The organism is Microbacterium sp. SORGH_AS_0421 (genome assembly GCF_030818635.1).
In the GTDB taxonomy this organism is placed as follows: domain Bacteria; phylum Actinomycetota; class Actinomycetes; order Actinomycetales; family Microbacteriaceae; genus Microbacterium.
In genome coordinates, this window is sequence record NZ_JAUTAO010000001.1 from 90,405 (window position 1) to 114,330 (window position 23,926).

At 69.4% G+C, this 23,926-nt stretch carries 17 protein-coding genes; 12 read left to right on the forward strand and 5 right to left on the reverse strand.

What is annotated here, in order from left to right; all coding sequences use genetic code 11:
• The first annotated feature begins 51 nt into the window (after window positions 1-51).
• Genes QE416_RS00465 through QE416_RS00480 form a run of 4 tightly spaced genes read left to right on the forward strand, consistent with a single transcriptional unit; the run spans window position 52 to window position 6,892 of the window.
• Window positions 52-3,768, forward strand: coding sequence for a family 43 glycosylhydrolase (locus QE416_RS00465; RefSeq protein ID WP_307312766.1), 3,717 nt, complete (start codon window positions 52-54; stop codon window positions 3,766-3,768).
• Window positions 3,765-4,817, forward strand: a complete 1,053-nt coding sequence (locus tag QE416_RS00470; RefSeq protein WP_307312767.1) for a permease — start codon at window positions 3,765-3,767, stop codon at window positions 4,815-4,817. The genes QE416_RS00465 and QE416_RS00470 overlap by 4 nt, the downstream gene beginning before the upstream one ends.
• The gene (locus tag QE416_RS00475; protein ID WP_307312768.1) at window positions 4,810-5,541 is read left to right on the forward strand and encodes a TIGR03943 family protein; all 732 of its coding nucleotides are present in this window, start codon (window positions 4,810-4,812) and stop codon (window positions 5,539-5,541) included. The genes QE416_RS00470 and QE416_RS00475 overlap by 8 nt, the downstream gene beginning before the upstream one ends.
• Window positions 5,522-6,892 carry a hypothetical protein gene (locus QE416_RS00480; protein ID WP_307312769.1) on the forward strand — a complete coding sequence of 457 codons (1,371 nt, stop codon included), beginning with the start codon at window positions 5,522-5,524 and terminating at the stop codon, window positions 6,890-6,892. The genes QE416_RS00475 and QE416_RS00480 overlap by 20 nt, the downstream gene beginning before the upstream one ends.
• Before the next feature lie 52 nt (window positions 6,893-6,944).
• On the opposite strand, the gene QE416_RS00485 is transcribed toward QE416_RS00480, so the two are convergent.
• Window positions 6,945-7,544 (reverse strand): hypothetical protein, encoded by a 600-nt coding sequence (locus QE416_RS00485; protein WP_210073697.1) that lies wholly within the window; start codon window positions 7,542-7,544, stop codon window positions 6,945-6,947.
• A gap of 332 nt (window positions 7,545-7,876) precedes the next feature.
• On the opposite strand from QE416_RS00485, the gene QE416_RS00490 reads away from it, so the two are divergent.
• Window positions 7,877-12,250 carry a beta-L-arabinofuranosidase domain-containing protein gene (locus QE416_RS00490; RefSeq protein WP_307312770.1) on the forward strand — a complete coding sequence of 1,458 codons (4,374 nt, stop codon included), beginning with the start codon at window positions 7,877-7,879 and terminating at the stop codon, window positions 12,248-12,250.
• Between the two features lie 59 nt (window positions 12,251-12,309).
• On the opposite strand, the gene QE416_RS00495 is transcribed toward QE416_RS00490, so the two are convergent.
• Window positions 12,310-13,251 carry a LysR family transcriptional regulator gene (locus QE416_RS00495; RefSeq protein ID WP_267787669.1) on the reverse strand — a complete coding sequence of 314 codons (942 nt, stop codon included), beginning with the start codon at window positions 13,249-13,251 and terminating at the stop codon, window positions 12,310-12,312.
• A 117-nt stretch (window positions 13,252-13,368) separates the two neighbouring features.
• Between QE416_RS00495 and QE416_RS00500 the strand changes: the two genes are divergently transcribed.
• The 4 genes from QE416_RS00500 to QE416_RS00515 all read left to right on the forward strand — a co-directional run bounded on the left by QE416_RS00500 (window position 13,369) and on the right by QE416_RS00515 (window position 16,794).
• Window positions 13,369-14,361 (forward strand): putative oxygenase MesX, encoded by a 993-nt coding sequence (locus QE416_RS00500; protein WP_307317818.1) that lies wholly within the window; start codon window positions 13,369-13,371, stop codon window positions 14,359-14,361.
• 20 nt (window positions 14,362-14,381) lie between these two features.
• Window positions 14,382-15,419 carry a methionine synthase gene (locus tag QE416_RS00505; protein WP_307312772.1) on the forward strand — a complete coding sequence of 346 codons (1,038 nt, stop codon included), beginning with the start codon at window positions 14,382-14,384 and terminating at the stop codon, window positions 15,417-15,419.
• Window positions 15,420-15,476: 57 nt separating this feature from the next.
• On the forward strand, window positions 15,477-16,517 hold the full coding sequence (locus QE416_RS00510) for an aldo/keto reductase (RefSeq protein ID WP_210073689.1): 1,041 nt from the start codon (window positions 15,477-15,479) through the stop codon (window positions 16,515-16,517).
• Between the two features lie 91 nt (window positions 16,518-16,608).
• Entirely contained in the window at window positions 16,609-16,794 is a 186-nt protein-coding gene (locus tag QE416_RS00515; protein ID WP_307312775.1) for a hypothetical protein, read from the forward strand.
• A 38-nt stretch (window positions 16,795-16,832) separates the two neighbouring features.
• Here QE416_RS00515 and QE416_RS00520 read toward each other — a convergent pair whose 3' ends face one another.
• Window positions 16,833-17,315 carry an Lrp/AsnC family transcriptional regulator gene (locus QE416_RS00520; RefSeq protein WP_307312776.1) on the reverse strand — a complete coding sequence of 161 codons (483 nt, stop codon included), beginning with the start codon at window positions 17,313-17,315 and terminating at the stop codon, window positions 16,833-16,835.
• Window positions 17,316-17,586: 271 nt separating this feature from the next.
• On the opposite strand from QE416_RS00520, the gene QE416_RS00525 reads away from it, so the two are divergent.
• The 3 genes from QE416_RS00525 to QE416_RS00535 all read left to right on the forward strand — a co-directional run bounded on the left by QE416_RS00525 (window position 17,587) and on the right by QE416_RS00535 (window position 21,202).
• On the forward strand, window positions 17,587-18,363 hold the full coding sequence (locus QE416_RS00525; protein WP_307312778.1) for a DMT family transporter: 777 nt from the start codon (window positions 17,587-17,589) through the stop codon (window positions 18,361-18,363).
• Between the two features lie 44 nt (window positions 18,364-18,407).
• A complete protein-coding gene (locus QE416_RS00530) occupies window positions 18,408-19,997 on the forward strand; it encodes a molybdopterin-dependent oxidoreductase (protein WP_307312780.1) in 1,590 nt (529 codons plus the stop codon).
• 170 nt (window positions 19,998-20,167) lie between these two features.
• Window positions 20,168-21,202, forward strand: a complete 1,035-nt coding sequence (locus QE416_RS00535) for a PAS domain-containing sensor histidine kinase (RefSeq protein ID WP_307312781.1) — start codon at window positions 20,168-20,170, stop codon at window positions 21,200-21,202.
• 10 nt (window positions 21,203-21,212) lie between these two features.
• Here QE416_RS00535 and QE416_RS00540 read toward each other — a convergent pair whose 3' ends face one another.
• Together QE416_RS00540 and QE416_RS00545 are read right to left on the reverse strand one after the other, a co-directional pair.
• On the reverse strand, window positions 21,213-21,791 hold the full coding sequence (locus QE416_RS00540; protein ID WP_267787676.1) for an isochorismatase family protein: 579 nt from the start codon (window positions 21,789-21,791) through the stop codon (window positions 21,213-21,215).
• Window positions 21,788-23,926 carry an efflux RND transporter permease subunit gene (locus QE416_RS00545; RefSeq protein ID WP_307317820.1) on the reverse strand — a complete coding sequence of 713 codons (2,139 nt, stop codon included), beginning with the start codon at window positions 23,924-23,926 and terminating at the stop codon, window positions 21,788-21,790. Before QE416_RS00545 ends, QE416_RS00540 begins: the two co-directional genes overlap by 4 nt.

The window sequence follows — 23,926 nt, forward strand, 5'->3', positions numbered from 1 at the left end:
GCTGGCGACCCGGACGAGACGCTTCGCCGTACGCCCGAAAGGCTCCCCCGCATGCGTTCACGTCGTCCTGCCGCCTTCGCCCTCGCCGTCGCCCTGGTCGGGACCGGACTGGTCACCGGCATCGCTCCGGCCCAGGCGGAGGCTCCCGCCGCCGCACTCGTCTACGACTTCGACGCCCTTCCCACCGGACCCATCGCCGCGGGAGCGCAGATCCCGGATGCCGCGGGTGCCCACGCCGGAACGGTGCGCGGTGCCGGCGCGAACATCGTCACCGGCCCGCGTGGCGGCTCCGACCGTGCGCTGGCGCTGCCGGGCGGTTCGTCGACGTCCGGGGCGGCTTTCGTGGAGATCGCTCCAGGCCTGACGGATACGACGACGGGCGACGTCACGATCTCGGCGTGGATGCGGTGGTCGGGCGGGCAGGAGTGCTCGTGGGCCTACAGCCTCGGCAGCTCGAACGAGCGATACCTGTTCGCCACCCCGCGCTGCGGAGGAAACCTGATCGGAGCCGTCAAGTCCGGCACCGAGCAGCGGGCGACCGGTAACGGCCCCGCCGCATCGAGCCGGTGGAGCCACATCGCGGTCTCCCTGCAGTCGGGACAGCGCGTCACCACCTACGTCGACGGCGAAGCCGTGGCCTCCACCGCGACGACGGCGACCGGTGCCGCGACCGTGGGATCGTCGCTGTTCTCGGGGCTGATCGGCAAGTCGCTCTACCCCGGAGACCCTTTCTTCGCGGGGGCGATCGACGACGTCCGCGTGGATCGCCGAGCGCTCGGCACCGAACAGATCCGCGAGATCGCGGCCCCCGCGGCAGAAGCGATCGCGCGAGCCGACGCAACCGCCGTCGAGCTCGGCGACACCTCCGACGTCGTCTCGGATCTCGCGCTTCCCCGCGTCGGCAGCGGTGGTTCGACCCTGTCCTGGGCGTCGAGCGACCCCGACGTCGTCTCACCCGACGGCCGGGTGACGCGGCCCGCGCCGGGCTTGTCGGACGCTACCGTCACGCTGACGCCGACCGCCGCCTTCGCCGGGGCGACAGCGATCGGCGCACCCGTGCAGGTGACCGTGCGAGCCGATTCCGCAGCCGACCTCTCGGCGCGGTTGAGCGCCTCGCTCGTCGTGCCGCCGGTCGTGGCATCCGGGACCTCCCTTCCGAGCGTCGCGGGCGTGGACCTGCGCTGGAGCGGCGCGGCCGTCTCGAACGGGGCGCTCGTGAACCCGGGCTCCGGCGACCGAACCGCGGAAGTCACCGCGGCCGCAGCCTGGGGCACGACCACCTTCTCGAAGACCTTCACGGTGACCGTGCTCGATCCCGCCACGGCGCAGAGCCTCGTCGCGTACACCCGCACACCCACCAACGACCACGACGCGAATCAGGACACCGTCGCGCGGAGCATCCACCTCGCGGTCGGCACGTCGGCCGACACCGCGCAGCCCCTGCAGAACAACTACGGTGTGGTCTTCGCCCGCGGCGAGCACGTCGGTCTCGACAACGTCGAGCAACGCGGCATCGGCTCCCCCTCGCCGTTCTTCTTCTCCGACGGCCGACTCGGCTTCCTCGCCACCCGCGTCGAGATGTCGGGAGCACGGGATGCCACGGCCCAGAGCGGAGCGCTCGTGTTCCGCGCCGAGGATGATCGGGGTTCGCAGTTCGCCGAGCTCGGCACCATCGACCTCGGCACGACCGACGGGGTCGTCTCTCCGCGCGCCGTGTGGGACTCGGCCCAGCAGCGCTACCTCGTGTCGTGGACCGACGCCTCGGGCACCGCCCGATACACGACCGTGACCGACCTCGCCCGCACCGAGCAGGTTGCCGACCCCTTCAACCCCGAGGACGACGGCACACGCAGCCGCGTCGTCTCCGCCGGAAACCGCGGCGACGTCGTCGTCGGCTCCCCCATCGGGGTCGCGGACCCCGGCTGGGGATCGTTCGCCGAACGCGTCGCCAACGCGGAGCCCGGCGGCATCCTGCCCGTCAGCGGGACGATCACGACGGCCCTCGCCGAACGCTACGACCGCGTCGTCAACACGGCGGTGACGGTCGCTCCCGCCACGATCGCGGCGGGCGCCGGCGAAGACCTCGATCGCACGCGCGCCGACCTCTCGTACAGCGACGGGTCGACCGCGACCCTCCCCGTCGATTGGAACACGGACGAGCTCGCGGCGGCCCGGGCGGCCACGTCGGGCACCGTCACCGTCACGGGCACCGTCCGGCAGAAGGACTACAGCGTTCCCTTCGCGGCCAACCGCGCCGACCCGACCATCTACCGTTACGAGCGCGGGGGCAAGACGCAGTATCTGTTCATCGCGACCGACGACACGAACAACAACAACATCGCCTCGGCCCACCTGCCCATCCGCGTCTCCGACACCTTCGACGGACTCTCCGATGCCGCCGGCGGAGCCCAGCGCGAGGTCGACCTGTTGAACCGTTGGACACGGCGCGACACCACCACCGACGGTCGAACGATCGCCGGGTGCTACTGGGCACCCGAGATCCACGAGATCGGCGGGAAGCTGTCGATCCTGTTCTCGCCGTGCTTCAACTCGGGCGACGCGCAGGCCAACGACGGCGCCGACTGGCGCACCGTGCAGTCGCACATCATGCAGCTCCGCGACGGCGGCGACCCCGCCGACCCCGCGGACTGGTCGAAGCCCGCCGCGGTCCTGGAAGCCGACGGGACGGCCCTGGGCCGCGAGGGTCACAGCAACATCAGCCTCGACATGACGTACTTCGAGGCGAACGGGCAGGCGTACTACACGTGGTCGCAGCGTTTCACCTCCCCCGGCTTCGGCGACCCGCTCACGTGGATCGCGAAGGTCGACCCCGCCGACCCCACCCGGATCGTCGGCGAGGCGAAGCCCGTGATCTCGCCGTCGCTCTCGTGGGAGCTGCGCCTGGCCGAGGGGTCGTTCGCGATGGAACGCGACGGCAGGATCTACCTGATCTACTCCAGCGACGGCGTGAGCCCGCGCTACGTCGTCGGCGGCGTCTGGGCCGATCTCGACAGCGATCTCATGGACATCGACAGCTGGCACAAGTACAACACCCCGTTGATGAAGAGCGTGCCGATGCCCGAGGGGGTGTGGGACTACCTCACCTACCCCCAGGGCCCCGGCCACGGAGCGGTCACCACCGACGACGACGGGAACGAGCTCTACGTCTTCCACACCTGGGGCGACGGCGTCGCCGGCAACGGCCGCGACACCCGCATCGGACGCGTCCACTGGGCCGCCGGTGATCGACCCGTGCTCGACATGAGCAAGGACGAGCAGGTGCTGCCGGCCCTGCGCACGGTGACGATGACCGTCACGGTCGTGCCCGCGGGCGGCCCCTCGCCCTCCCCGGAGCCCACCGCACAGCCCTCGCCCGGCGCTTCCGGCCCGGTCGCCACCGCGAGCGCGACGCGCGTCGCGCAGGGCCAGTCGTTCGACGTGACCGTGACGGGGCTGAACCCCGGCGAGCAGATCTCCGCCGTCCTGCGCAGCACTCCGCTGCCGATCGCCGGCATTCCGGTGGCCGATGCCTCCGGTCGCGTGGCCTTCCGCGTCGTCGTCCCCGCCGACTTCGCCACGGGCGCACACACCCTCGAGATCGCACGCGCCGACGGAGCCGTCTTCAGTCGCCTCGGCGTCGAGGTCGTCGCCGCCGGGTCGCTTGCGAAGACCGGCGCCGACGTGGCGCTCGCGGCGGGTCTGCTGGGCGCGGGAGCACTTCTGGCCGGGGTCGCGGTGCGGGCGCTGCGCCGCCGACGGCTGTCATGAGCAGAGCCCCCTCGGGGCAGCTGAGCAACCGCACGTCCCCGGCTGTCTCCGCCCCGGCCGAGCCGGGGCGGAGGCCCTTCGGACGCCCCCTGCTCGTCATCGCGGCGGTGGTGGTCGCCGCCGCGGCCGTGCGACTCGTCACCATCGGCGCCGACACTCCCCTGCCCAGCGCGCTGTCGGATGGGGTCACCCTCGCCGCGAGCGTGGTGATCGAGTCCCTGCCGTTCGTCTTCCTGGGCGTGGTGATCTCGATCGCGGTGCAGCTGTGGGTGCCGACGAGAATCATGGATGCCGTGATCCCCCGCCGGGGCGTAGCCCGCCGCGCCGTGCTGTCGCTGCTGGGAGTGGTGCTCCCCGTCTGCGAGTGCGGCAACGTGCCCCTGGCGCGCGGGCTGATGCTGCGGGGGTTCTCGGTCGCCGACTCGGTGACGTTCCTGCTGGCCGCTCCGATCGTGAACCCGGTGACCCTCATCACGACCTATCAGGCGTTCGGATGGGACGACGGCATCCTGGTGTCGCGGCTGCTGGGCGGGTTCGTCATCGCGAACCTCGTCGGGTGGGTGGTGAGCCTGCACCCGGAACCGGAGCGCCTTCTCGCCCCCGCGTGGGCGGCGACCTGCGCCGCCGCGCCCTCCGCCCGCCGACGGGCCTCTCTTGCGCGAGCAGCCGGGATGTTCCGCGACGAGGTCTCGGCGATGCTGCCGGCGCTCTTCTTCGGCGCGGCGATCGCGGGGATCATCCAGGTCGCGATGTCTCGCGAGACGCTCACCGGGATCGGCGGGCACCCCGTGGTCGGCATCCTGGCGCTGATGGTGCTCGCCTTCGTGATCGCGATCTGCTCCAACGTCGATGCGTTCTTCGCCCTCTCCCTGGCGTCGTCCTTCTCGCCGGGAGCGCTCGTCGCCTTCCTCGTGTTCGGGCCGATGATCGACGTGAAGATGCTCGCGATGCTGTCCACGACCTTCCGCGTGCGCGCGCTGGCGGGGCTCACCCTTCTCGTCGCCCTTGGTGCCGTGACGATCGGCCTGGCGGTGAACCTCGTTGTCTGAGTTCCTCTCCCGGTGGACCGGGCTCATTCTGTGCGGCATCGGCGTGCTCTGCACCCTCGCCCTCGCCGCCCGGGGCGACCTGACGCTGTACATCCACCCGCGGTACGTGGTATTCACCGTCGTCCTCACGCTGGTGGGAGCGGCCCTGTTCGCTCTGGCCGTGTGGTTCTCGCTCGCGCGGCGAGCGCCGGAGCACGACGATCACGGCCATGACCACGCGCCTCGCCGCGGTCTTCTCGCCACCGCCGTGAGCGGGACCCTCGTCGTCGTCGCTGCCCTCGCCCTGCTCGTCGCGCCGCCGGCCGTGCTGAGCGCCGAGCGCGCACTCACGAGCACCGCCGCCACCAGCGGCGGAGGCGATGTCGCGGCGCCCTCACTGGTGGGAAGCGATCCCACGAGGTTCTCGCTGCGAGACTGGGCCACCATCCTCGGCGCCGGGTCCACGGCATCCGATCTCGTGGGGCAGCAGGCCGACGTGACCGGCTTCGTCCTTCTCGACGCCGCAACCGACACCGCGCGGATCGGCCGCTATGCGGTCACCTGCTGCACGGTCGACGCCCAGCTCTTCGCGGTCCGCATCGAGCGCTCCGCCCTGCCCGCGGGCGTCGAGACCGGCGCCTGGGTCCGTGTCGCGGGAACCTTCACCGACGACGACGGCGCGACCGTGCTCCGTCCCGACACGATCGAGGAGGTGCCCGAACCCGATGATCCCTACCTCTCGTGAACCCCGCCGTACGCGGCGCCGCTTCCTCGTCGTCGCGGCGATCGTCGTCCTCGTCCTCGTCGGCGCGAGCGTCGCGATGGCGGCTGTGGCCCTGGATCGCGGGCCCCGCCTGCGCGCCGTCACCGGCGATGTCTCGTTCACCGTCTCTCAACGCGATCTGACACTCACCCTGCGCACAGACCAACCGCTCGACTCCTCCTCGATGGAGGGGCTGCGTATCGAACCCGCGGCGCCCGCCGACATCGACCTCGACGGCGCCTCGGTCCGGGTACGTTTCACCGACCTGCTCGACTTCGACACGACGTACCGCATCGTCGCCCCGGGTCTGCGATCACGGGCCACGGGCGCCACGAGCGCGGTGGAGTACACCTTCACGACGCCCTCGAACACGGTCACCGTCCTCGAGCGGGGCGGGGCGTTCGACCGGGTCGACGACACACCGGACCGCGTCGTCCGTCACGACCTGTCACGCGGGACGGAGACCACTCTGCTGTCGGCACCGCGCATCCAGGAATACGCCGACACTCCGGACGGGGTCGTGGCGCTCGTGCTCGCCCCGGAGGGAGGCGCGCGTCTGCAGACGGTCGACGATGCGGGTGTCGAAGCCACCCTTCCCGTGCCGGGCCGAGGCGACATCCGACTCCTTCGTGCATCCGCCGACGCCGGTCGAGTCGGGTACGTCTTCACCGGTCCCTCCGCCGATGGGACGACGGAGTACACGAACACGCTCTTTCTGACCGACCCGGCGGCGGACGACTCCGCGCCGCGCGCCGTGCACGGCATAGACGGGATGCCGCTGCGCACCGACGCGTGGTTCTTCGTGCCCGGTAGCGCCTACCTGGTGGCGCAGGCCGCCGACCGGAGTCTCGTCCTCGTGGATGGGACGGGGGTCGCTCCGCCGCGGGCACTCGGCCAGCTCGGCGATCTGCGCGGCATCCTCCCGGGGACGACGTCGGTCGTGGTGTCGTCGGATGCCGCGACCTCGGTCCTGGATCTGACGAACGGTTCGGTGACGGATGTCACCGGGGCCCCCGCGGCCACCTCGACGCTCGGCAGTCTCGTGCTCTCCCCCACGTCCGTCCTCACGTGGACCGGCCAGGAGATCACACGGTCGACGGCAGAGGGGTCGGAGGTCCTGCTCGCCGTCGCGGGGAGCGGCGAACGTCTCCAGGAGGTGTGTGCCTCACCGAGCGGCCGACACCTCGCTGTCGGAAGCGCACCCGAGGCGGCGCCGATCGACGGGTATCCCGCACGCGCCGACCGCGTGGGCCGCTCGACGCGCATCGTCGACGCCGAGTCGGGCGAGATCGAGACGCAGCTCTCGGGCACGCGGCCCGATTGGTGCGCCTGAGGTCGAGCGTCGCCCGGCGGGAGGGGCCGCCAGGCGACGCTCGACCCGGGACTCACATGCCGTCGGCGATCATCGCCCAGATCAGCTGGACGTGCCGGTCGGCGTTGAGATCGGACATCTCGTTGTCGTAGTTCAGGCCGTAGGGCCAGATGTGCGATCCTCCGCAGTTGAGCACGGCCCCGGCTCCATCGAACTCGGCCAGCTTCGCGTTGCCGTTGGGGCCGGTCCACTGCCCGTTCTGGCACATCGCGTACCAGGCGTTGGCGGTGCCGTTGCCGACGGTGTGCGAGATCTCGTGGAGCGCCGTGCGCTCCTGCATGAAGCCGCGATTCTCGCCGAACCGGATCGTCCCGTCGATGCTCGCCTCGGCGGTGGGGACCCCGGGGACGTAGTAGACGTTCAAGTGCCGGTCGAAGTCGCTGAACTCGTTGTAGCGCGAGACCGCGGCATCCATCGCCGCTCGGATGCGGTCGTACGCATCGGCCTGGTCGGCCGTGGGGTTCGCCTCGGTATAGAGCGTGTAGGTCATGCGCCCGGCCGCCTCGGCAGGTGTCGAGGTCGCCGCCAAGGGGGCGATGACGGCGGCGAGCGCTGCGGCCGCGACGACGATGCGCTGAACGAGGGCACGGGGACGGGGGGATGCGTGCTGCATGGTCACTCTCCTTCGAATGGTCCGCGACGTCGGTGTCGCGTCCTGAGACAGTAAACGCATTCCCGAGCCGGCAGGAAGGGCGCGGAGATCCTTCTCATCGGTTTCTCATCTGACGACGCGATGAATGGACGAATTGCCGTCACGATCAGGTAACTGTGTCCGAGATAGCTCTTTCGGCCCGATCTGTGAGCGCTAACATCACCTCAGGCGACGAAGACGTCGCCGCGCAATGACGCTCCGCCAGGAGGTCCGGCCCCCTTTCGTGAAAGGCCTCGACGCCTTCCGCCGCACGCCCGACTTCCTCGTTCTGCGATGCCGCAGGAAGGAACAGCATGTCCCGTATCCGAAAATCGGTCGCGCTCGGTGCCGTGGCCCTCATGGTCGCGAGCGGGGCGGTGGCGCTCACGACGCCGCTCGTCGCTTCGGCGGACACCGGGCTCGACGGCTCGAAGATCCTCGACCTCCCCTTCGACGACTCGATCGCCGACAGCGGCCCCCGCGGGAACCCCACCTCCATGATCCGAGGGGCGGCCGAGTACACCGCGGGAATCGATGGTCGGGCGCTGAAGCTCTCGGGAGATGACGCGCTGGGCCTGGGAACGTCCCCCTCCCTGCAGCCCGAGAACCTCACCGCCTCCTTCTGGTTCAAACCCGACGGGAGCATGGGCGATGCCGAACAGGTGTTCACCTGGAACAAGCGCGAGTGGTTCACCGACGGGTGGTACCTGACCTCTGAAGGACCCAATACCCCGCTCGCGCTCTCCGTGGGGCCCGGGAACAACCAGCCCTACAAGGTCGCGGTGACCGGCACGCGGGATGCGTTCTTCCCGAGCGACGCCTGGACGCACGTCGTCGTCACCTACGACAAGACCACCAAGGCGGTGTCGTTCTACCGCAACGGCGAGAAGCAGACCTCGACGGTCGTCGTCCCGGTGGGCCCGAACGCCTCGGGCGTGCTCGGCACCACGGATGTCGAGAAGACGATCGGCTTCAACGGAGTCGTCCACAACGGCGCGTACAGCCAGGGCGCCCTCGACGACTACACGCTCTACGACGCCGTCGCCACCACGTCGGACGTCGTCGCCCTCCAGCGGCAGAACGACCCCACCTTCGACCCCTCGACCATCGCGCAGAAGGGCCTCGACTCCGTGTCGGTCCCCACGACCGCGACCGCAGACTTCGGTGTGCCGACCTCGACGGCGAACGGATCCGAGCTGTCGTGGACCTCGTCGAACGCCGACGTCATCGCCGTCCAGGCCGGACAGGCCGCGGTCGTCCGCCCGCAGGGGGCGGATTCTTCCGTCACCTTGACGGCCAGCGCCACCTACGGCGGCAGCACCGCCCGGACGAAGACGTTCACGGTCACGGTGCCGGCGGAGGGATCGACCGCCTCGCTGTACGTCGACGACACCGATCTCAACGAGGTCTTCGTCGCAGACCCCTACCTGCAGAACAGCCACACGAAGATGGTCGATTGGCTGCTGACCCTCGATCCGAAGCGCTTCCTCTACTCCTTCGACCAGCTCTCGGGCATTCCGACCACGGCCCAGCCCTACGGCGGATGGGAGCGCACCACCGGCGCGCGCTTCCAGGGGCACTTCTTCGGCCACTTCCTCTCCGCGCTGTCGCAGGCGTACGCCACGGAGACGGATGCCGCACGCAAGGCGCAGCTGCTCGAGAAGCTCACGACGGCGGTCGACGGGCTCAAAGCGGCACAGGACGCCTACGCGCAGAACGACCCCGACAACGCCGGCTACGTCTCACCGTTCCCGGTGTCGTACCTGCCCGGCGGTCGCGACGGCTTGATCGTGCCGTTCTACAACCTGCACAAGGTGCTGGCCGGACTCCTCAAGGCGCACCAATACGCGCCCGAGGCGGTCGGAGACGAGGCGCTCACCGTGGCCGAGAAGTTCGGAACCTGGCTGAACACCTGGGGATCGCGTCAGGCCAACCCCGGTGAACTGCTCAACACCGAGTACGGCGGAATGAACGAAGCCCTGTACGACCTCTACAGCATCTCGATGGATGAGAACCACAAGAAGGCCGCCCAGTACTTCGACGAGACGACGCTGTTCCGCCAGCTCGCGGCGGGTCAGGACGTCCTCGCCGGCAAGCACGCGAACACGACGATCCCGAAGCTGATCGGCGCGCTGAAGCGGTACACGGTCCTCACCGACGACCCGACGCTGTACGCCCGACTCAGCGACGCCGAGAAGGCCGACCTCGGGATGTACCGACAGGCGGCGGACAACTTCTGGGCGATGGTGGTCGAGGACCATTCCTACGTGGGCGGCGGCAACAGCTACTCCGAGCACTTCCAACAGCCCGGTACCCTGTACGACTTCGCCACGAACGGCAACACCAGCGGCTACGGCGAGAACTCCACGGTCGAGGGGTGCAACGAGTACAACATGCTCAAGCTCACGCGAGCGCTGTTCCGCGTCGCCCCCGACGTGAAGTACGCCGACTACTACGAGAACACGTACATCAACACGATCCTCGCGTCGCAGAACCCCGAGACGGGAATGATGACGTACTTCCAGCCCCAGACCGCGGGCTATGCCAAGGTCTTCGGCAAGAAGGAGGACGAGTTCTGGTGCGATCACGGCACCGCCACCGAGAGCTTCACGAAGCTCGGCGACTCGATCTACTTCCACAAGGGCACCTCGGTGTGGGTCAACATGTTCCGCTCGTCGGAGCTCGACTCCCCCGAGCAGAACCTGAAGCTGACGCAGACGGCGGACGTCCCGAACACCGACGTGGTGGAGTTCTCCGTCGCGTCGCTCGACGGCACCGCGTTGGCCAGCGGGACCACCCTGCGTCTGCGCGTGCCGGACTGGTCGCCGAACCCCACGCTGACGGTGAACGGCAACACCGTCGACGTCGCCCGAGAGAACGGGTACCTCGTGGTTCCGGTATCCGCCGGCGACAAGCTCGTGTACACCCTCCCCGCCTCCGTCACGGTCGACTCCGACGCCGGCAACCCGAACTGGGTGGCCTTCCGGTACGGCCCGATCGTGCTCTCGACGGCGCTCAGTTCGACGAACGTCGACGCCTCGTACGAGGCCGGCATCCTGGTGCAGATGAGCGTGGCCGACAAGTCGGTGAGCAACAACGTGCTGGTGTCGAACGTCGATGACTTCAAGAAGAACATCGCCGCCAACCTGGTGCGTCTGGAGAACGGTCTCGACAACAACGATCGGTCGGTGATGCGGTTCGGCCTGAAGAACGTCGACAGCGCCGCAGCCGCCCTGACATTCGAGCCGTATTACAGCATGTACAACGTCCGTTACGGCCTGTACATGAACCTCATCGAGCCCGACTCCGCCGCCGCTCAGGCGATGATCCGCAAAGAGAAGGAGCAGCTGCGCATCGACGAGACCACGGTCGACTCGCTGGTCTCGTTCGACAACAACAACAGCGAGGCGGGAAAGAGCTACAAGACCAACCTCTCGCAGGTCGGCGTGTGGCGGGGCATGGGCTATCGCGACGCGCAGGCGAACCCCGCGGCGTTCTTCCAGTACGACCTGCAGATCGACCCCTCGGCGCCGAAGAACTACCTCGGCGTGCGCTATTACGGCGGCGACGACGGACGCACCTTCGACGTCTACGTGAACGATCAGAAGCTCAAGAGCGAGCGGATCACGAACGCCGCAGGAGCGGACCAGTGGTACGTGCAATACGACGAGATCCCCGCGTCGTTCCTGTCCGACACCGAGGCGAAGGACCGGTACAAGAAGGATGCCAACGGGGGCTACGTGCTGGATGCCGAGGGAAAGAAGATCCCCGTCGTCACGGTGCGGTTCCAGAGCAACGGATCGAGCTTCGTCGGTGGCGTGTACGGCGTGTTCACGGCGACGCAGACCGCCTTCGCGACGGCGTCGGCGCTGACGGATCTGTCGTTCGACGGGGGAACGCTCTCGCCCGCCTTCGACGGGACCACGACCGCATACACGCTGAGTGTGCCGAAGGGTCGCACGGAGGTGACGTTCGACGCCGACCCGGCCGTTCCGAGCGGGCTGGTCTTCGCGAACGGCATCCTCATCGACGACACGAAGGTGCGCACGGTGGCCCTCGGCGAGGGCACCCCGACGCTCGCCCTCGAGGCCTACGCGCAGGATCACCGGACGAAGACGACCTACACGGTCGCCGTCGTCCGCACCGATGCGCCGAGCCCGGAGCCCACGGGAACCGCGAGCCCGGAACCCACCGAGACCGCCGGCCCGCAGCCGACCGCAACGGCGGGCCCCGGCCCGTCGGGCACCGCCTCGCCCACCGCGGGCGGTACCGGCTCGCCGACGGCGGGCACCGCGACGCCGCGCACGGCCATGTCGTCGGTCAACGCGGTCGAGCGTGGTGGCGTCGTGCGCGTGAGCGTGAGCGGTCTCGCCCCCGGCGAGCAGGTCACGGCCGAGCTGCGCAGCGATCCGATCCGCATCACGGGGATCCCCGTCGCGGACGCGAACGGACGCGTGAGCTTCGACGTGCGCATCCCCCCGTCGCTCCCGACGGGCCAGCACCACATCGTGGTGTGGGCCGCCGACGGGTCGGAGATCGCGCGGCTGCCCGTCACGGTCTCCGCGAAGGGCACCCTCGCCGCGACCGGGGCTCAGGCTCCGTTCGGTGTCGCCCTGCTCGGAGCGATGTTGCTGGTCGCCGGAGCGGCCGGCTGGGCGATGCGTCGCCCGCGCACCCGCGCGAGCTGAGCGATCCCGAGAGGCGGCGGCTCCTTCGGGAGTCGTCGCCTCTCGGCGTCCGCGGGCGTTCAATCCAGCAGTTCCACCCCGAACCCCGCCACGACATCGCGCACCTCGCCCAGGTACCGCTGCGCCTGTTCGGTGAGGGGGATGGCGGTCCGCCCGATCCAGCCGATCTCGATCCGCTCGTCGACGTCGAGGGGGACCGCGACGATCTCGGGGTCGAGGTCGTCGCTGATGATGCCGGTGGAGATCGTGTATCCGTCGAGACCGATCATGAGGTTGAAGATCGTCGCGCGGTCGGAGACCCGGATCTCCTGCCTGCTGGAGAGGGTCGAGAGGATCTCCTCGGCGAAGTAGAACGAGTTGTTCGCGCCCTGGTCGAAGGTGAGACGCGGGAGGTCCGCCAGGTCGTCCAGAGTCGCGCGCTCGCGACCGGCGAGCGGATTGCGTCGAGAGACGAAGATGTGCGGCTCGGCGCGGAAGAGCGGGTGGAAGGCGAGCCCCGAGTCCCGCAGCAGCTTGTCGAGCACGTTCCGGTTGAAGTCGTTGCGGAACAGGATGCCGAGCTCGCTGCGCAGCGTCCGGACGTCTTCGATGATGTCGAAGGTGCGGGTCTCGCGCAGCGAGAACTCGTACTCCGCGGCATCCGTCGCCTTCACCATCCGCACGAACGCGTCGACGACGAACGAGTAGTGCTGGGCCGAGACGCCCAGCAGGCGTCGTGAGGGCGGTCGACCGAGGTAGCGCTGCTCGAGCAGCTCGGCCTGCTCCACCACCTGCCGGGCGTAGCCGAGGAACTCGACCCCGTCGACGGTCAGGGTGACGCCGCGCGCAGAGCGGGTCAACAGGTCCCGGCCCACCCGCGTCTCGAGATCGCGCATCGCGGCCGACATGGTGGGCTGCGCGACGTAGAGCAGGTCGGCCGCGGCGCTGATGGATCCTTCCGCCGCCACCTCGATGAAGTACTGCATCTGCTGCAGCGTGATGCCACTCGCGCGCTTTGCCATAGCCCAAAGCTATACCCGCGTATAGCGGAGCGGAATTACTCGATGACCCCGCAGAGGGCGCACGATGAGGACACGATCACCGCACGGCCCACCCCGGCCCTATCCGATTGGCTCGACATGGCGAACGACATCACGTTCCGCATCTCCACCACGCGCTTCGACGAGGACTACGCCCCCTCGACCAGCTCGCGGATCACCACGAACTTCGCCAACCTCGCCCGGGGCGAGCACCGCCGGCAGAACCTGCGCAATGCGCTGGCCATGATCGACCGCCGCTTCAACGAACTCGCCGACGCCGACAACCCCGACGGCGACCGCTACCGGGTCGAGCTCGACATCGTCTCGGCCGAGCTGCAGTTCGACGACGACGGCGACGATCGCGAGTTCCCCCTGCTCGAGGTCCTCGACCTCCACCTCCTCGACTCGGCCACCGGCGAGCGCCACCAGGGCATCGTGGGCAACAACTTCTCGTCCTACCTGCGCGACTACGACTTCAGCGTGCTGCTGCCGGCGGCCAACGGCGAGGGCAAGGCCTTCACGCTCCCCGAGGGCTTCGGCATCCTGCACGGCAAGCTCTTCCAGCACTTCCTCGACTCCGAGGCCTACCGCGAGCGCTACACGCAGTCGCCCGTCGTGTGCATCAGCGTGTCGACGAGCCGCGAATACCACCGCGCCGGTGTCGTGCACCCCGTCCTGGGGCACGAGTACGAGCAGGACTCGTTCTCGCTGACCGACGAGTACTTCGGGAAGATGGGCCTGCAGGTGCGGTACTTCATGCCGCGCGGCAGCGTGGCCCCGCTGGCGTTCTACTTCCGCGGCGACCTGCTGGCCGACTATTCCGACCTGCAGCTCGCCGGCACGGTGGCGACGATGGAGACGTTCCAGAAGATCTATCGTCCCGAGATCTACAACGCGCACGAGCCCGCGGGCGAGGTCTACCGCCCGACGCTGGCGCACGAGGACTTCACCCGCACCGACATCGCCTACGACCGCGACGAGCGCAGTCGCCTGGGCATCACGCAGGGCCGATACACCGAGGAGCACTTCGTGAAGCCTCACCGTGCCGTGCTCGACGCCTGGCTCGTCGCCGACGCCCTCCCCACCCGATGACCTCCCCGAAGGCGACCGCCGTGAACACTCTCCTGCCCACCTCCATCGTCGGAAGCCTCCCGAAGCCCGCCTGGCTCGCCAAGCCCGAGGTGCTGTGGTCGCCGTGGGAACTCGACGGCGACACGCTCGTCGAGGGCAAGCACGACGCCCTGCGCAGCGCCGCGAAGGAGCAGGAGCGCCGGGGCCTCGACATCGTCAGCGACGGCGAACAGACCCGCCAGCACTTCGTGACGACCTTCATCGAGCACCTCGAGGGCGTCGACTTCGAGAACCGCGAGACCGTGCGTATCCGCGACCGTTACGACGCGAGCGTACCGACCGTGGTCGGCGCGGTGAGCCGTCGCCAGCCCGTCTTCGTCCAGGATGCCGCGTTCCTGCGTCAGCAGACGGATCGCCCGATCAAGTGGGCCCTTCCCGGCCCCATGACGATGATCGACACTCTCGCCGACCGCTACTACGGCAGCCGTGAGAAGCTCGCGTGGGAGTTCGCCACCATCCTCAATCAGGAGGCGCTCGAACTCGAAGCCGCCGGCGTCGACATCATCCAGTTCGACGAGCCCGCCTTCAACGTCTTCTTCGACGAGATGAAGGACTGGGGCGTCGCCACCCTCGAGCGCGCCGCCGAGGGACTGCGCGCCGAGACGGTGGTGCACATCTGCTACGGCTACGGCATCAAGGCGAACACCGACTGGAAGGCGACCCTGGGGGCGGAATGGCGCCAGTACGAGGAGTCGTTCCCCCTGCTGCAGCGCTCGAGCATCGACACCGTGTCGCTCGAGAGCCACAACTCGCACGTGCCGATCGACCTCATCGAGCTCATCCGCGGCAAGAACGTCATGCTCGGCGCGATCGACGTCGCCAGCCACGAGGTGGAGACCCCCGAAGAGGTGGCCGACACCCTGCGGCGTGCCCTGCAGTTCGTGGATGCCGACAAGCTCATCGCGAGCTCGAACTGCGGCATGGCGCCCCTTCCGCGCCAGGTGGCGTTCGACAAGCTCAGCGCGCTCTCGGCGGGTGCCGGCATCCTTCGCGAAGAACTCGCGCACGTTCCCGCCTGAGGGCCGCGCGATCCGTGGCAGAGTCGACGGTGACCCCCTTCACCGTCGAGGAGAAGCATGCCCATCGCCGCCGATGACCCCCGCCTGACGTCCGCGTTCACCGCGTCCTCCACCCGCTACGACGACGTGCCGTTCCTGCGCGCCGGGGCGAGCGGCATCCCCCTCCCCCGTATCTCGCTGGGTCTCTGGCAGAACTTCGGCAGCGGACGCACGCTCGACTCGCAGCGCGAGATCCTGCGCCACGCCGTCGACCGCGGCGTCGTGCACATCGATCTCGCCAACAACTACGGCCCGCCCTACGGCGCGGCCGAGACGACCTTCGGCACGGTGCTCGACAGCGACCTGCGCCCCTACCGAGACGAGCTGTTCGTCTCGACGAAGGCCGGGTACGACATGTGGCCCGGGCCCTACGGCGACGGAGGGTCGCGCAAGTACCTCGTGCGCTCGCTCGAGCAGAGCCTCACGCGCATGCGCACCGACTACGTCGACGTGTTCTACTCCCACCGCGTCGACCCCGAGACGCCGATCGAAGAGACGGTCACCGCTCTCGCCGACATCGTCCGCAGCGGCAAGGCGCTTTACGTCGGCATCTCGAACTACCCGGCCGAACTCACCCGCCGCGCGCACGAGCTGCTCGCAGCCGAGGGCGTGCGCCTGTTCATCCACCAGCCGCGCTATTCGCTGTTCGATCGCACGCCCGAGTCCGAGCTCTTCCCCACGCTGCGCGAGCTCTCGGTCGGCAGCGCCGTCTTCTCGCCGCTCGCCCAGGGCCTGCTGACCGCGAAGTACCTCGACGGCACCGTCCCCGCCGACTCGCGAGCGGCCGACAGCCGCTTCCTCGACGAGTCCGCCCTCACCGACGATTACCTCGAACGCATCCGCGGCATCGACGGGGTCGCCCGCGATGCGGGGCTGTCGATCCCGCAGCTGGCCGTGGCGTGGGTGCTGCGTGACCCGGTGGTCACCACCGCGATCATCGGCGCCTCGCGCCCGAGCCAGATCGACGACGCCGTCGAGGCGAGCAAGGCCACACTGGGCGACGACGTGATCGCCGCCCTCGAGCCCTTCGCCGCCCCCTCGGGCGGGTCGCTGCGCTGAGCGACGCACAACCACGGCGTCGGCGCAAGCGGCGCGGCATCCGGCGCTGGATCGTGTGAGGTGAGAACCCACACGCAATCGAGGAGGCGTCATGGGTGTCGCACGTTGGATCGGAACCGGCGCGGTCGGACTCGCAGGGGCCGTCCTGGCCCGGACGGCAGTCGGCCGTGCGGTCGCCGCCGGAACCGTGGCCTACCGGGTCTGGAAAGACCCCAAGGTACAGAAGATCCGCCGCAAGGTGCAGGCGAAGGTTCTCAAGCAGCGCTCGCAGCGCTGAATAGCCCCGGGCCCGGGTCGCGATCGTCGACCCGGGCCTTACGCGTGCCCGGGGGCCGGTTCCAGCGGCAGGGGCGAAACGGGCTTGGTGACCCCGAACGCGAAGGTCGTGTCGATCGACGACAGCGAAGGGATCGCGCGCAGGTGATCGCGCAGGAGTCGCTCGTACTCCTCGAAGCTCGGCGTGACGATGCGCACCAGGTAGTCCCAGTCGCCGGCGAGCAGGTGCGCTTCGACGATGTGCGGGATCGCGCGCAAGCGCTCCTCGACGGCATCCACCGTCGCCCCCTCGTGCGAGGCGAGCCGCAAGCGTACGAAGGCCGTGATGGTGAGGTCGACCGCTCTCGGCGAGACCACCGCGCGATAGCCCTCGATGACGCCCGCCTGCTCGAGCTGGCGCACGCGCCTCAGGCACGGCGACGGCGAGAGACCGACGCGATCGGCCAGTTCCTGATTGGAGAGCCGACCGTCTTGCTGCAGTTCACGCAGGATCAGTCGGTCGATGCGATCGAGCGAAGCCATGTAGCAGATTCTGCCAATTTTCGAGGGCTGTGGGCAAGAATCGCAATCCGCTGCGTCAGCGATCTTTTTACGCTCGCAGGGTGACGACGTTCACCCTGCCCCTACCCCGAGCGCTGCCCCGCCGCACCGTCGTCGGCCTGACGGCTCTCACCGCCGTCGTCGCCCTCTGGTCGTCGTTCGCCCTGTCGACGCGCGCGCTCGAGGGCGCCGGACTCACGATGATCGATGCCGCGATCGTTCGCTTCGCCGTTCCCGCGGTCGTCCTGAGCCCGTGGATCCCCGCGCATTCCGCGCTCTCCGCGCCGAGCGCCCCGCTGTCCTCGCTCTCGTACTCCTGGCCGGCCTGCCGCACTTCCTGCTGTTCGCCTGGGGTGCACACCTCACCTCTGCGGCGCTCACCGGACTGCTCGTGCCGGGGACCGTCCCCCTGTTCGTCGCGGTGCTGCTCTTCCTGTGCGTGCGCCGCAGGGTGTCGCCGCGCCACCTGCTCGCCCTCGCCGCGATCGTCGCGGGAGTGCTGACCAGCGCGCTGTTCACCGGCGGACCGGCGGGGCCCGCCGGTATCGCCGTGCTTCTGGCTGCCGGCCTCGTATGGGCCGCCTATACGCTCGGGGTCGCCCGCGCCCGGCTCGATCCGATCACGGTGATCGTGGTCGTGTCGGTGACGTCCGTGGCATCCGCCCTGCTCCTGGCGACGACGGGCGTGTTGCCTTCCACCCTCCTCACCGGCACAGCCGACCTGAGCACCGTGGGCACGTACGCCCTCGTGCAGGGGGTCGGCACGGGGCTGCTCTCGACCGCCTGCTACGTCGTGGCGGTCAAGAACCTCGGCAGCAGCCTGCCCGCCGCCGCCGGAGCCCTCAGCCCGGTCCTCACCGCCGTCGTGGCCGTGCCGCTCCTCGGAGAGCCCCTCGGCCCGGGCCTCGGCTTCGCCCTGGCACTGATCACGACGGGCGTCGCGGTCTTCGCGCTGTCCCCCGCGTCCGCGAGCGCTCCCGACGCCGGGCTCCTGACGGCATCCGTTCCGCCCTCCGCTCCGAACAGGTAGGAAGGCTCTTCGCGAATACGCGCGGAGCGGAGACGAGGGATGCCATGACGACCGACACCGCGGCCCGGGAAGACAAGACCACCACGGTCCGCCGCCCGCACGCCTGGATCTGGGCCGCCCTGGCCGGCATCGTGTCTGCGGCGGCTCTGCTGGCCGTCGCCGAAGCGCTCGCGGCGCTCGTCGCCCGATCGGCGAGTCCGATCCTGGCCGTCGGCTCGTTCATCGTCGACATCGTCCCGCGCCCCCTGAAAGAGCTCGCGATCACGCTGTTCGGCGAGAGCGACAAGATCGCCCTGCTCGCCGGCGTCGGTCTCGGTGCCGCCGTGGCCGCCGCCGTGGCCGGTGTGCTCGAGTACCGCTTCCGCTTCGTGGGGGTGATCCTGCTCGGCATCGGCGGCATCCTCGCGACCGCGGCCATCGTCACGCGCGCCGGAGCCGGAGCTCTCGCCTGGCTCCCCCCGGTCATCGGCACCGTCGCCGGGGTCCTCGTCCTGCTCCTCGCCATCGTGCGCCTGCGTCGCTGGGTCTCGGCCGCGACCGCGGTAAAGGCGGATGCCGTGGGCACCGACCGTCGCCAGTTCCTGCTGTTCACCGGCCTCACCGCGGTGGGCGCCGTCGTGGTGGGCGTCGGAGCCCGCGTGCTCAACGCCGCCACCTCGTCGGTCGCCGCCGCCCGCGATGCCCTGCGGATCCCCTCGGCTCGCACCACGGTGACCGTGCCCGAGGGTGCGAACTGGGAGATCGACGGCCTGACCCCGATCATCACCCCGAACGGCGATTTCTACCGCGTCGACACCGCGCTCACGGTCCCCAACGTCGACCCCACCACGTGGCGTCTCTCGATCGAGGGCATGGTCGACAACCCGATCGAGCTCAGCTTCGACGATCTCGTCAACATGGGACTCGACGAGTACGGCGTCACCCTCACCTGCGTGTCCAACGAGGTCGGCGGCGGACTCGTCGGCAATGCCATCTGGACCGGAATCCCCATCCGCGACGTCCTGCGCATGGCCGGCGTTCAGGGAGATGCCGACATGGTCCTCTCCGAGAGCGTCGACGGGTACACGGCATCCACTCCCCTCTCGTCCCTCACCGACGACAACCTCGATGCGATCTTCGCCGTGAAGATGAACGGCGAACCGCTCCCGTTCGAGCACGGCTTCCCCGTGCGCATGGTCGTGCCGGGCCTGTACGGCTACGTCTCGGCGACGAAGTGGGTCACGAAGCTCACGGTGACGCGCTTCGACAAGGACGAGGCGTACTGGACGCCCCGCGGCTACTCCGCAGAGGCCCCCATCAAGATGTCGTCGCGCGTCGACACGCCCAAGATCGGCTCGCCCGTCCCGGCGGGCCCCGTCGTCATCGCCGGCATGGCCTGGGCTCAGCCCGTGGGCGTGCAGAAGGTGGAAGTCAGCATCGACAACGGCGAATGGCAGGAGACCCAGTTGTCGACGCCGATCAACGACCAGTCGTGGGTGCAGTGGAAGCTCGACTGGACCGCCGACGCCGGTACGCACTACATCGCCGTCCGAGCCACCGACAAGCAGGGTAACCTGCAGATCCAGGATCAGGCGCCGATCGCCCCCGACGGCTCGAGCGGTTGGCAGCGGACGCTCGTCACCGTCTCGTCGTGAGGTGCCGCCCGGGAATGTCAATCTCTGTTTCCGGGCGCACCCCCGCGGCATGATCGGCGTATGCCTTCAGCAAGCACCCCGGCCCACACGGGCGCCCTCGTATGACCACGGCCACGGATGGACCGCGGATGACGTCCACTTCACCCGATCACGAACCCACCCGCCCCTTGATGAGCATCCGACGTTCGATTCCCCAGGACTGGGACGAGCAGGTCGATCTGTTCGCGATCGTCAAGCTCGACAGCGGTGGGTTCGTGCGCGGATGGAATCTCGGCGCCGAACGCATCAAGGGGTACAGCGAGGACGACATCCTCGGTTCGCACTTCTCGCGTTTCTACCGCGAGGAGGACCGACGCCGCGGCAAGCCCGACCAGTTGCTGGCCGCAGCCCAGCGAGACGGCCACGTCGAGGACACCGGCTGGCGCGTCCGTCGCGACGGCAGCGAGTTCTGGGCGCGCGTGACGATCTCCGCCATCCGTAACGAGCACGGCCAGGTTCGGGGCTTCGTCAAGATCGTGCGCGACCTGACCGCCGAGAAGCAGGCCGCCGACGAGCGTCTGGCCCTGCAGCGCACCTTCGCGCATGATCTGCTCTCGCCGGTCACCGCCCTGCGCGGCTATCTCGACCTCATCGGCGAAGAGCTGCCCCCCGACCACCGACTCCTGCATCTTGCGGGAGAAGCGAGCGACCACCTCATCGCGATGGCCCAGGCCCTCATGGCCGAGGTCGACACCGCGAGTCAGCGAGGCCGCAGCCGAGCGAGCCTGGACCTCATCGCCCGCGGGGCGGTCTCACTGGTCCTTCCCGGAGACGCGCCCGGTCGGGTCGTCTTCGGCCAGATGGATGCCGTGTCCGTCTGGGGCGACGTGCTGGGCCTTCGGCGGGCCATCGCGAATGTGCTCGAGAACGCCGCCAAGTATTCGGACGACCTCATCGAGATCGAGGCGTTCGAAACGGACGAAGGCGCCGCGATCCGCGTGCGCGATCATGGACGCGGTATCCACCCCGAGGATCTCGCCTCGATCACCCACGAGGGCAACCGCGGCCGCTTCGCCGACCCCGGGGACGGGGGTCGGGGCATCGGGCTCGCTAGCGTCCAGCGGATCGTGAGCGAGCACGGCGGCACGCTGCGCATCACCAGCGTTCTCGGCGAGGGGACGAGCGTGACCATCACCCTCCCCCGCGCCGACGACGAGCGCGACTGAGCGCGGCGCCTCAGTCGCCCGAGGTCGCGAGTTGCGCTCCGGCCGTCTCGATCTCGGTGAGGGCGGCGGCGCTCGAATCGGGGTGCACGCCCGCGATCAGGTCGATCAGCACGCGCACGCGACGCCCGGCGCCGAGGGCGTCGAGGGCCGAAGCTCGCACGCAGTAATCGGTCGCGATCCCCACGACGTCGATGTCGCGGATGCCGTGAGCCTCGAGAAGCTGCGCCGCGGTCTCGCCCTCGTCGGTGACGCCCTCGAACAGCGAGTAGGCGGGCTTGCCCTGCCCCTTTTTGAGGTGGTGGGTCACGCGCGCGGTGTCGAACACCTCGTCGTAGTCGGCGCCGAAGGTTCCGCCGACGCAGTGCACCGGCCACGTGTCGACGAAGTCGGGGGCCTCGGAGAAATGGCCGCCGTTGTCGTCGTCGCCATGGTGCCAGTCACGCGAAGCCACGATCAGCGCGTAATCGTCGGCGTGCTCGGCGAGGTACCGGGAGATGCGCTCGGCGACCGCGTCGCCTCCTTCGACACCCAGCGCGCCGCGCTCGGTGAAGTCGTTCTGGACATCGACGATGAACAGGGCGCGCGTCATGCGTCGAGCCTACGCGCCCCGACATCTCCCCTGCCCAGCTTCGAAGGCCACCAGATGCGACGACCCAGGTCGTAGGCGAGCGCCGGCACGAGGAGAGATCGCACCACGAACGTGTCGAGCAGGACCCCGAACGCCACGATGAAGGCGAGCTGCGCGAGGAACAGGATCGGAATGACCCCGAGAGCGGCGAACGTCGCCGCCAGCACGAGACCCGCCGAGGTGATGACCCCACCGGTGGCGACGAGTCCGCGCAGGATTCCCGCGCGCGTGCCGTGCACGAGCGACTCCTCCCTCACTCTCGACATCAGGAAGATGTTGTAGTCCACGCCCAGGGCGACGAGGAAGACGAAGCCGTACAACGGCACCGCCGGATCCGCGCCCGGGAAGCCCAGGATGCCGTCGAACACCAGGGCGCTGACCCCCAGAGCAGCGCCGAACGAGACGATGACGGTACCGATGAGGACGAGCGGGGCCACGACCGAGCGCAGCAACGCCATGAGGATGAGCAGGATCACGACGAGCACGATCGGGATGATCAACGAGCGGTCGCGGATCGAGGTGTCGATCGAGTCGATGTGGGTCGCGGTCACCCCGCCCACCAGGGCCGCTCCCTCTCCCAGCTCGTCGGCCAGAGCGATGCGGAGCTGACGGACCGTGTCGTCTGCCGCCGAGGAATCGGCCGTGTCGGCGAGGGTCGCGGCCAGCAGCACATCGCCCTCGGCGACCGTCGGGGTCGGGGCGGGCGTTCCGGGCGCACCCGACGTCGTGGTCTGCAGGGCGCCGTCGACCACGCTCACGGGCGACTGTCCCCCGGGGGCGTCGGCGCTGAGTACCGAGACCGCGTCGATCCCCGAGGCGTTCTGCAGCACGGTCACAGCCCGAGCAGCTTCCTGCTCGGGGACGACAACGTATGCCGGGCTCCCGGAGCCGCCCGGGAAGTGCTCGGCCAGGGCCGCCTGACCGTCGCGCGCCTCCGAAACCCCCAGCACGAGGTCGCTCGCGGGCACCCCGTCGGCGCGCAGCTGCGTGACGCCGACGCACGCCGCCAGGAGGACGAGTGTGCACACGACCCACACCGGGCGAGCGCGACGGGCCACGAATCGCGCCTGGCGCGGCCAGAGGCCCCTCGCCGGCTGCGTGAGGTCGGCGGGGATCGCCGATCGGCCCGGCCGGGGCAGGAACGGCCAGAACGCCGCCCGGCCGACCAGCGCCAACAGGGCGGGCAAAAACGTCAGTGCCGAGAGCACGGCGAACGCGATCCCGATCGACGCGATCGGGCCCAGAGCACGGTTGGTGGCCAGGTCGGACAGCAACAGGCAGAGAAGCCCGGCGATCACGGTGCCTCCCGAGGCCAGGATGGGCTCGAACGCCCGCCTCCACGCCCGGGTCGTGGCATCCCATCTCGTCAGGCCCTCGCCGATGGCTTCGCGGAACCGCGCGACGTAGAGGAGGGCGTAGTCGGTGGCCGCACCGATGACGAGGATGAACAGGATCCCCTGCACCTGACCGTTGAGCACGACGACCCCGGCGTACGCGAGCCACCAGACGGTGAGAAGCGCGACGCAGAGGGCGAAGACCGAGGTCAGTAGGACGAGGATCGGCAGCAGCGGTGAGCGGTACACGACGACGAGGATGACGAACACCGCCACGAGGGCCACGATCAGCAACAGACCGTCGATACCGAGGAAGCCCTTCACGAGATCGGCGGTGAACCCGGCGGGACCGGTGACCCACGCTTCGACTCCGGCGGGCACCCCGGCCGCAACCGTCTCGCGCACCTGCTCGACCACCTCACGCACCTCGCCGGAGCTGTCGATCGGCACGAAGATCTGCGCCGCGCGGCCGTCGTCCGAGACGACAGGGGGCGAGGCGTCGCCCGGCACCCCCTCGACGGCGGCCACGTCCGTTGCGAGACTCTGCAGCGCGGCGACCTGCGCATCACTGAGCGCGCTGCCGTCGGAGGTCGAGGCGACCACGATCGCGGGAATCGTGTCGTTCCCGGTGAAATCGGTCAGCCGTTCACTGACGCGGGTCGCGTCGGCCGACTGCGGCAGGAAGGACGACTGGTCGTTCGTCGCAACCTGATCGACCTTGCCGAAGAACGGTCCACCGATCGATCCGCCCGCCACCCACAT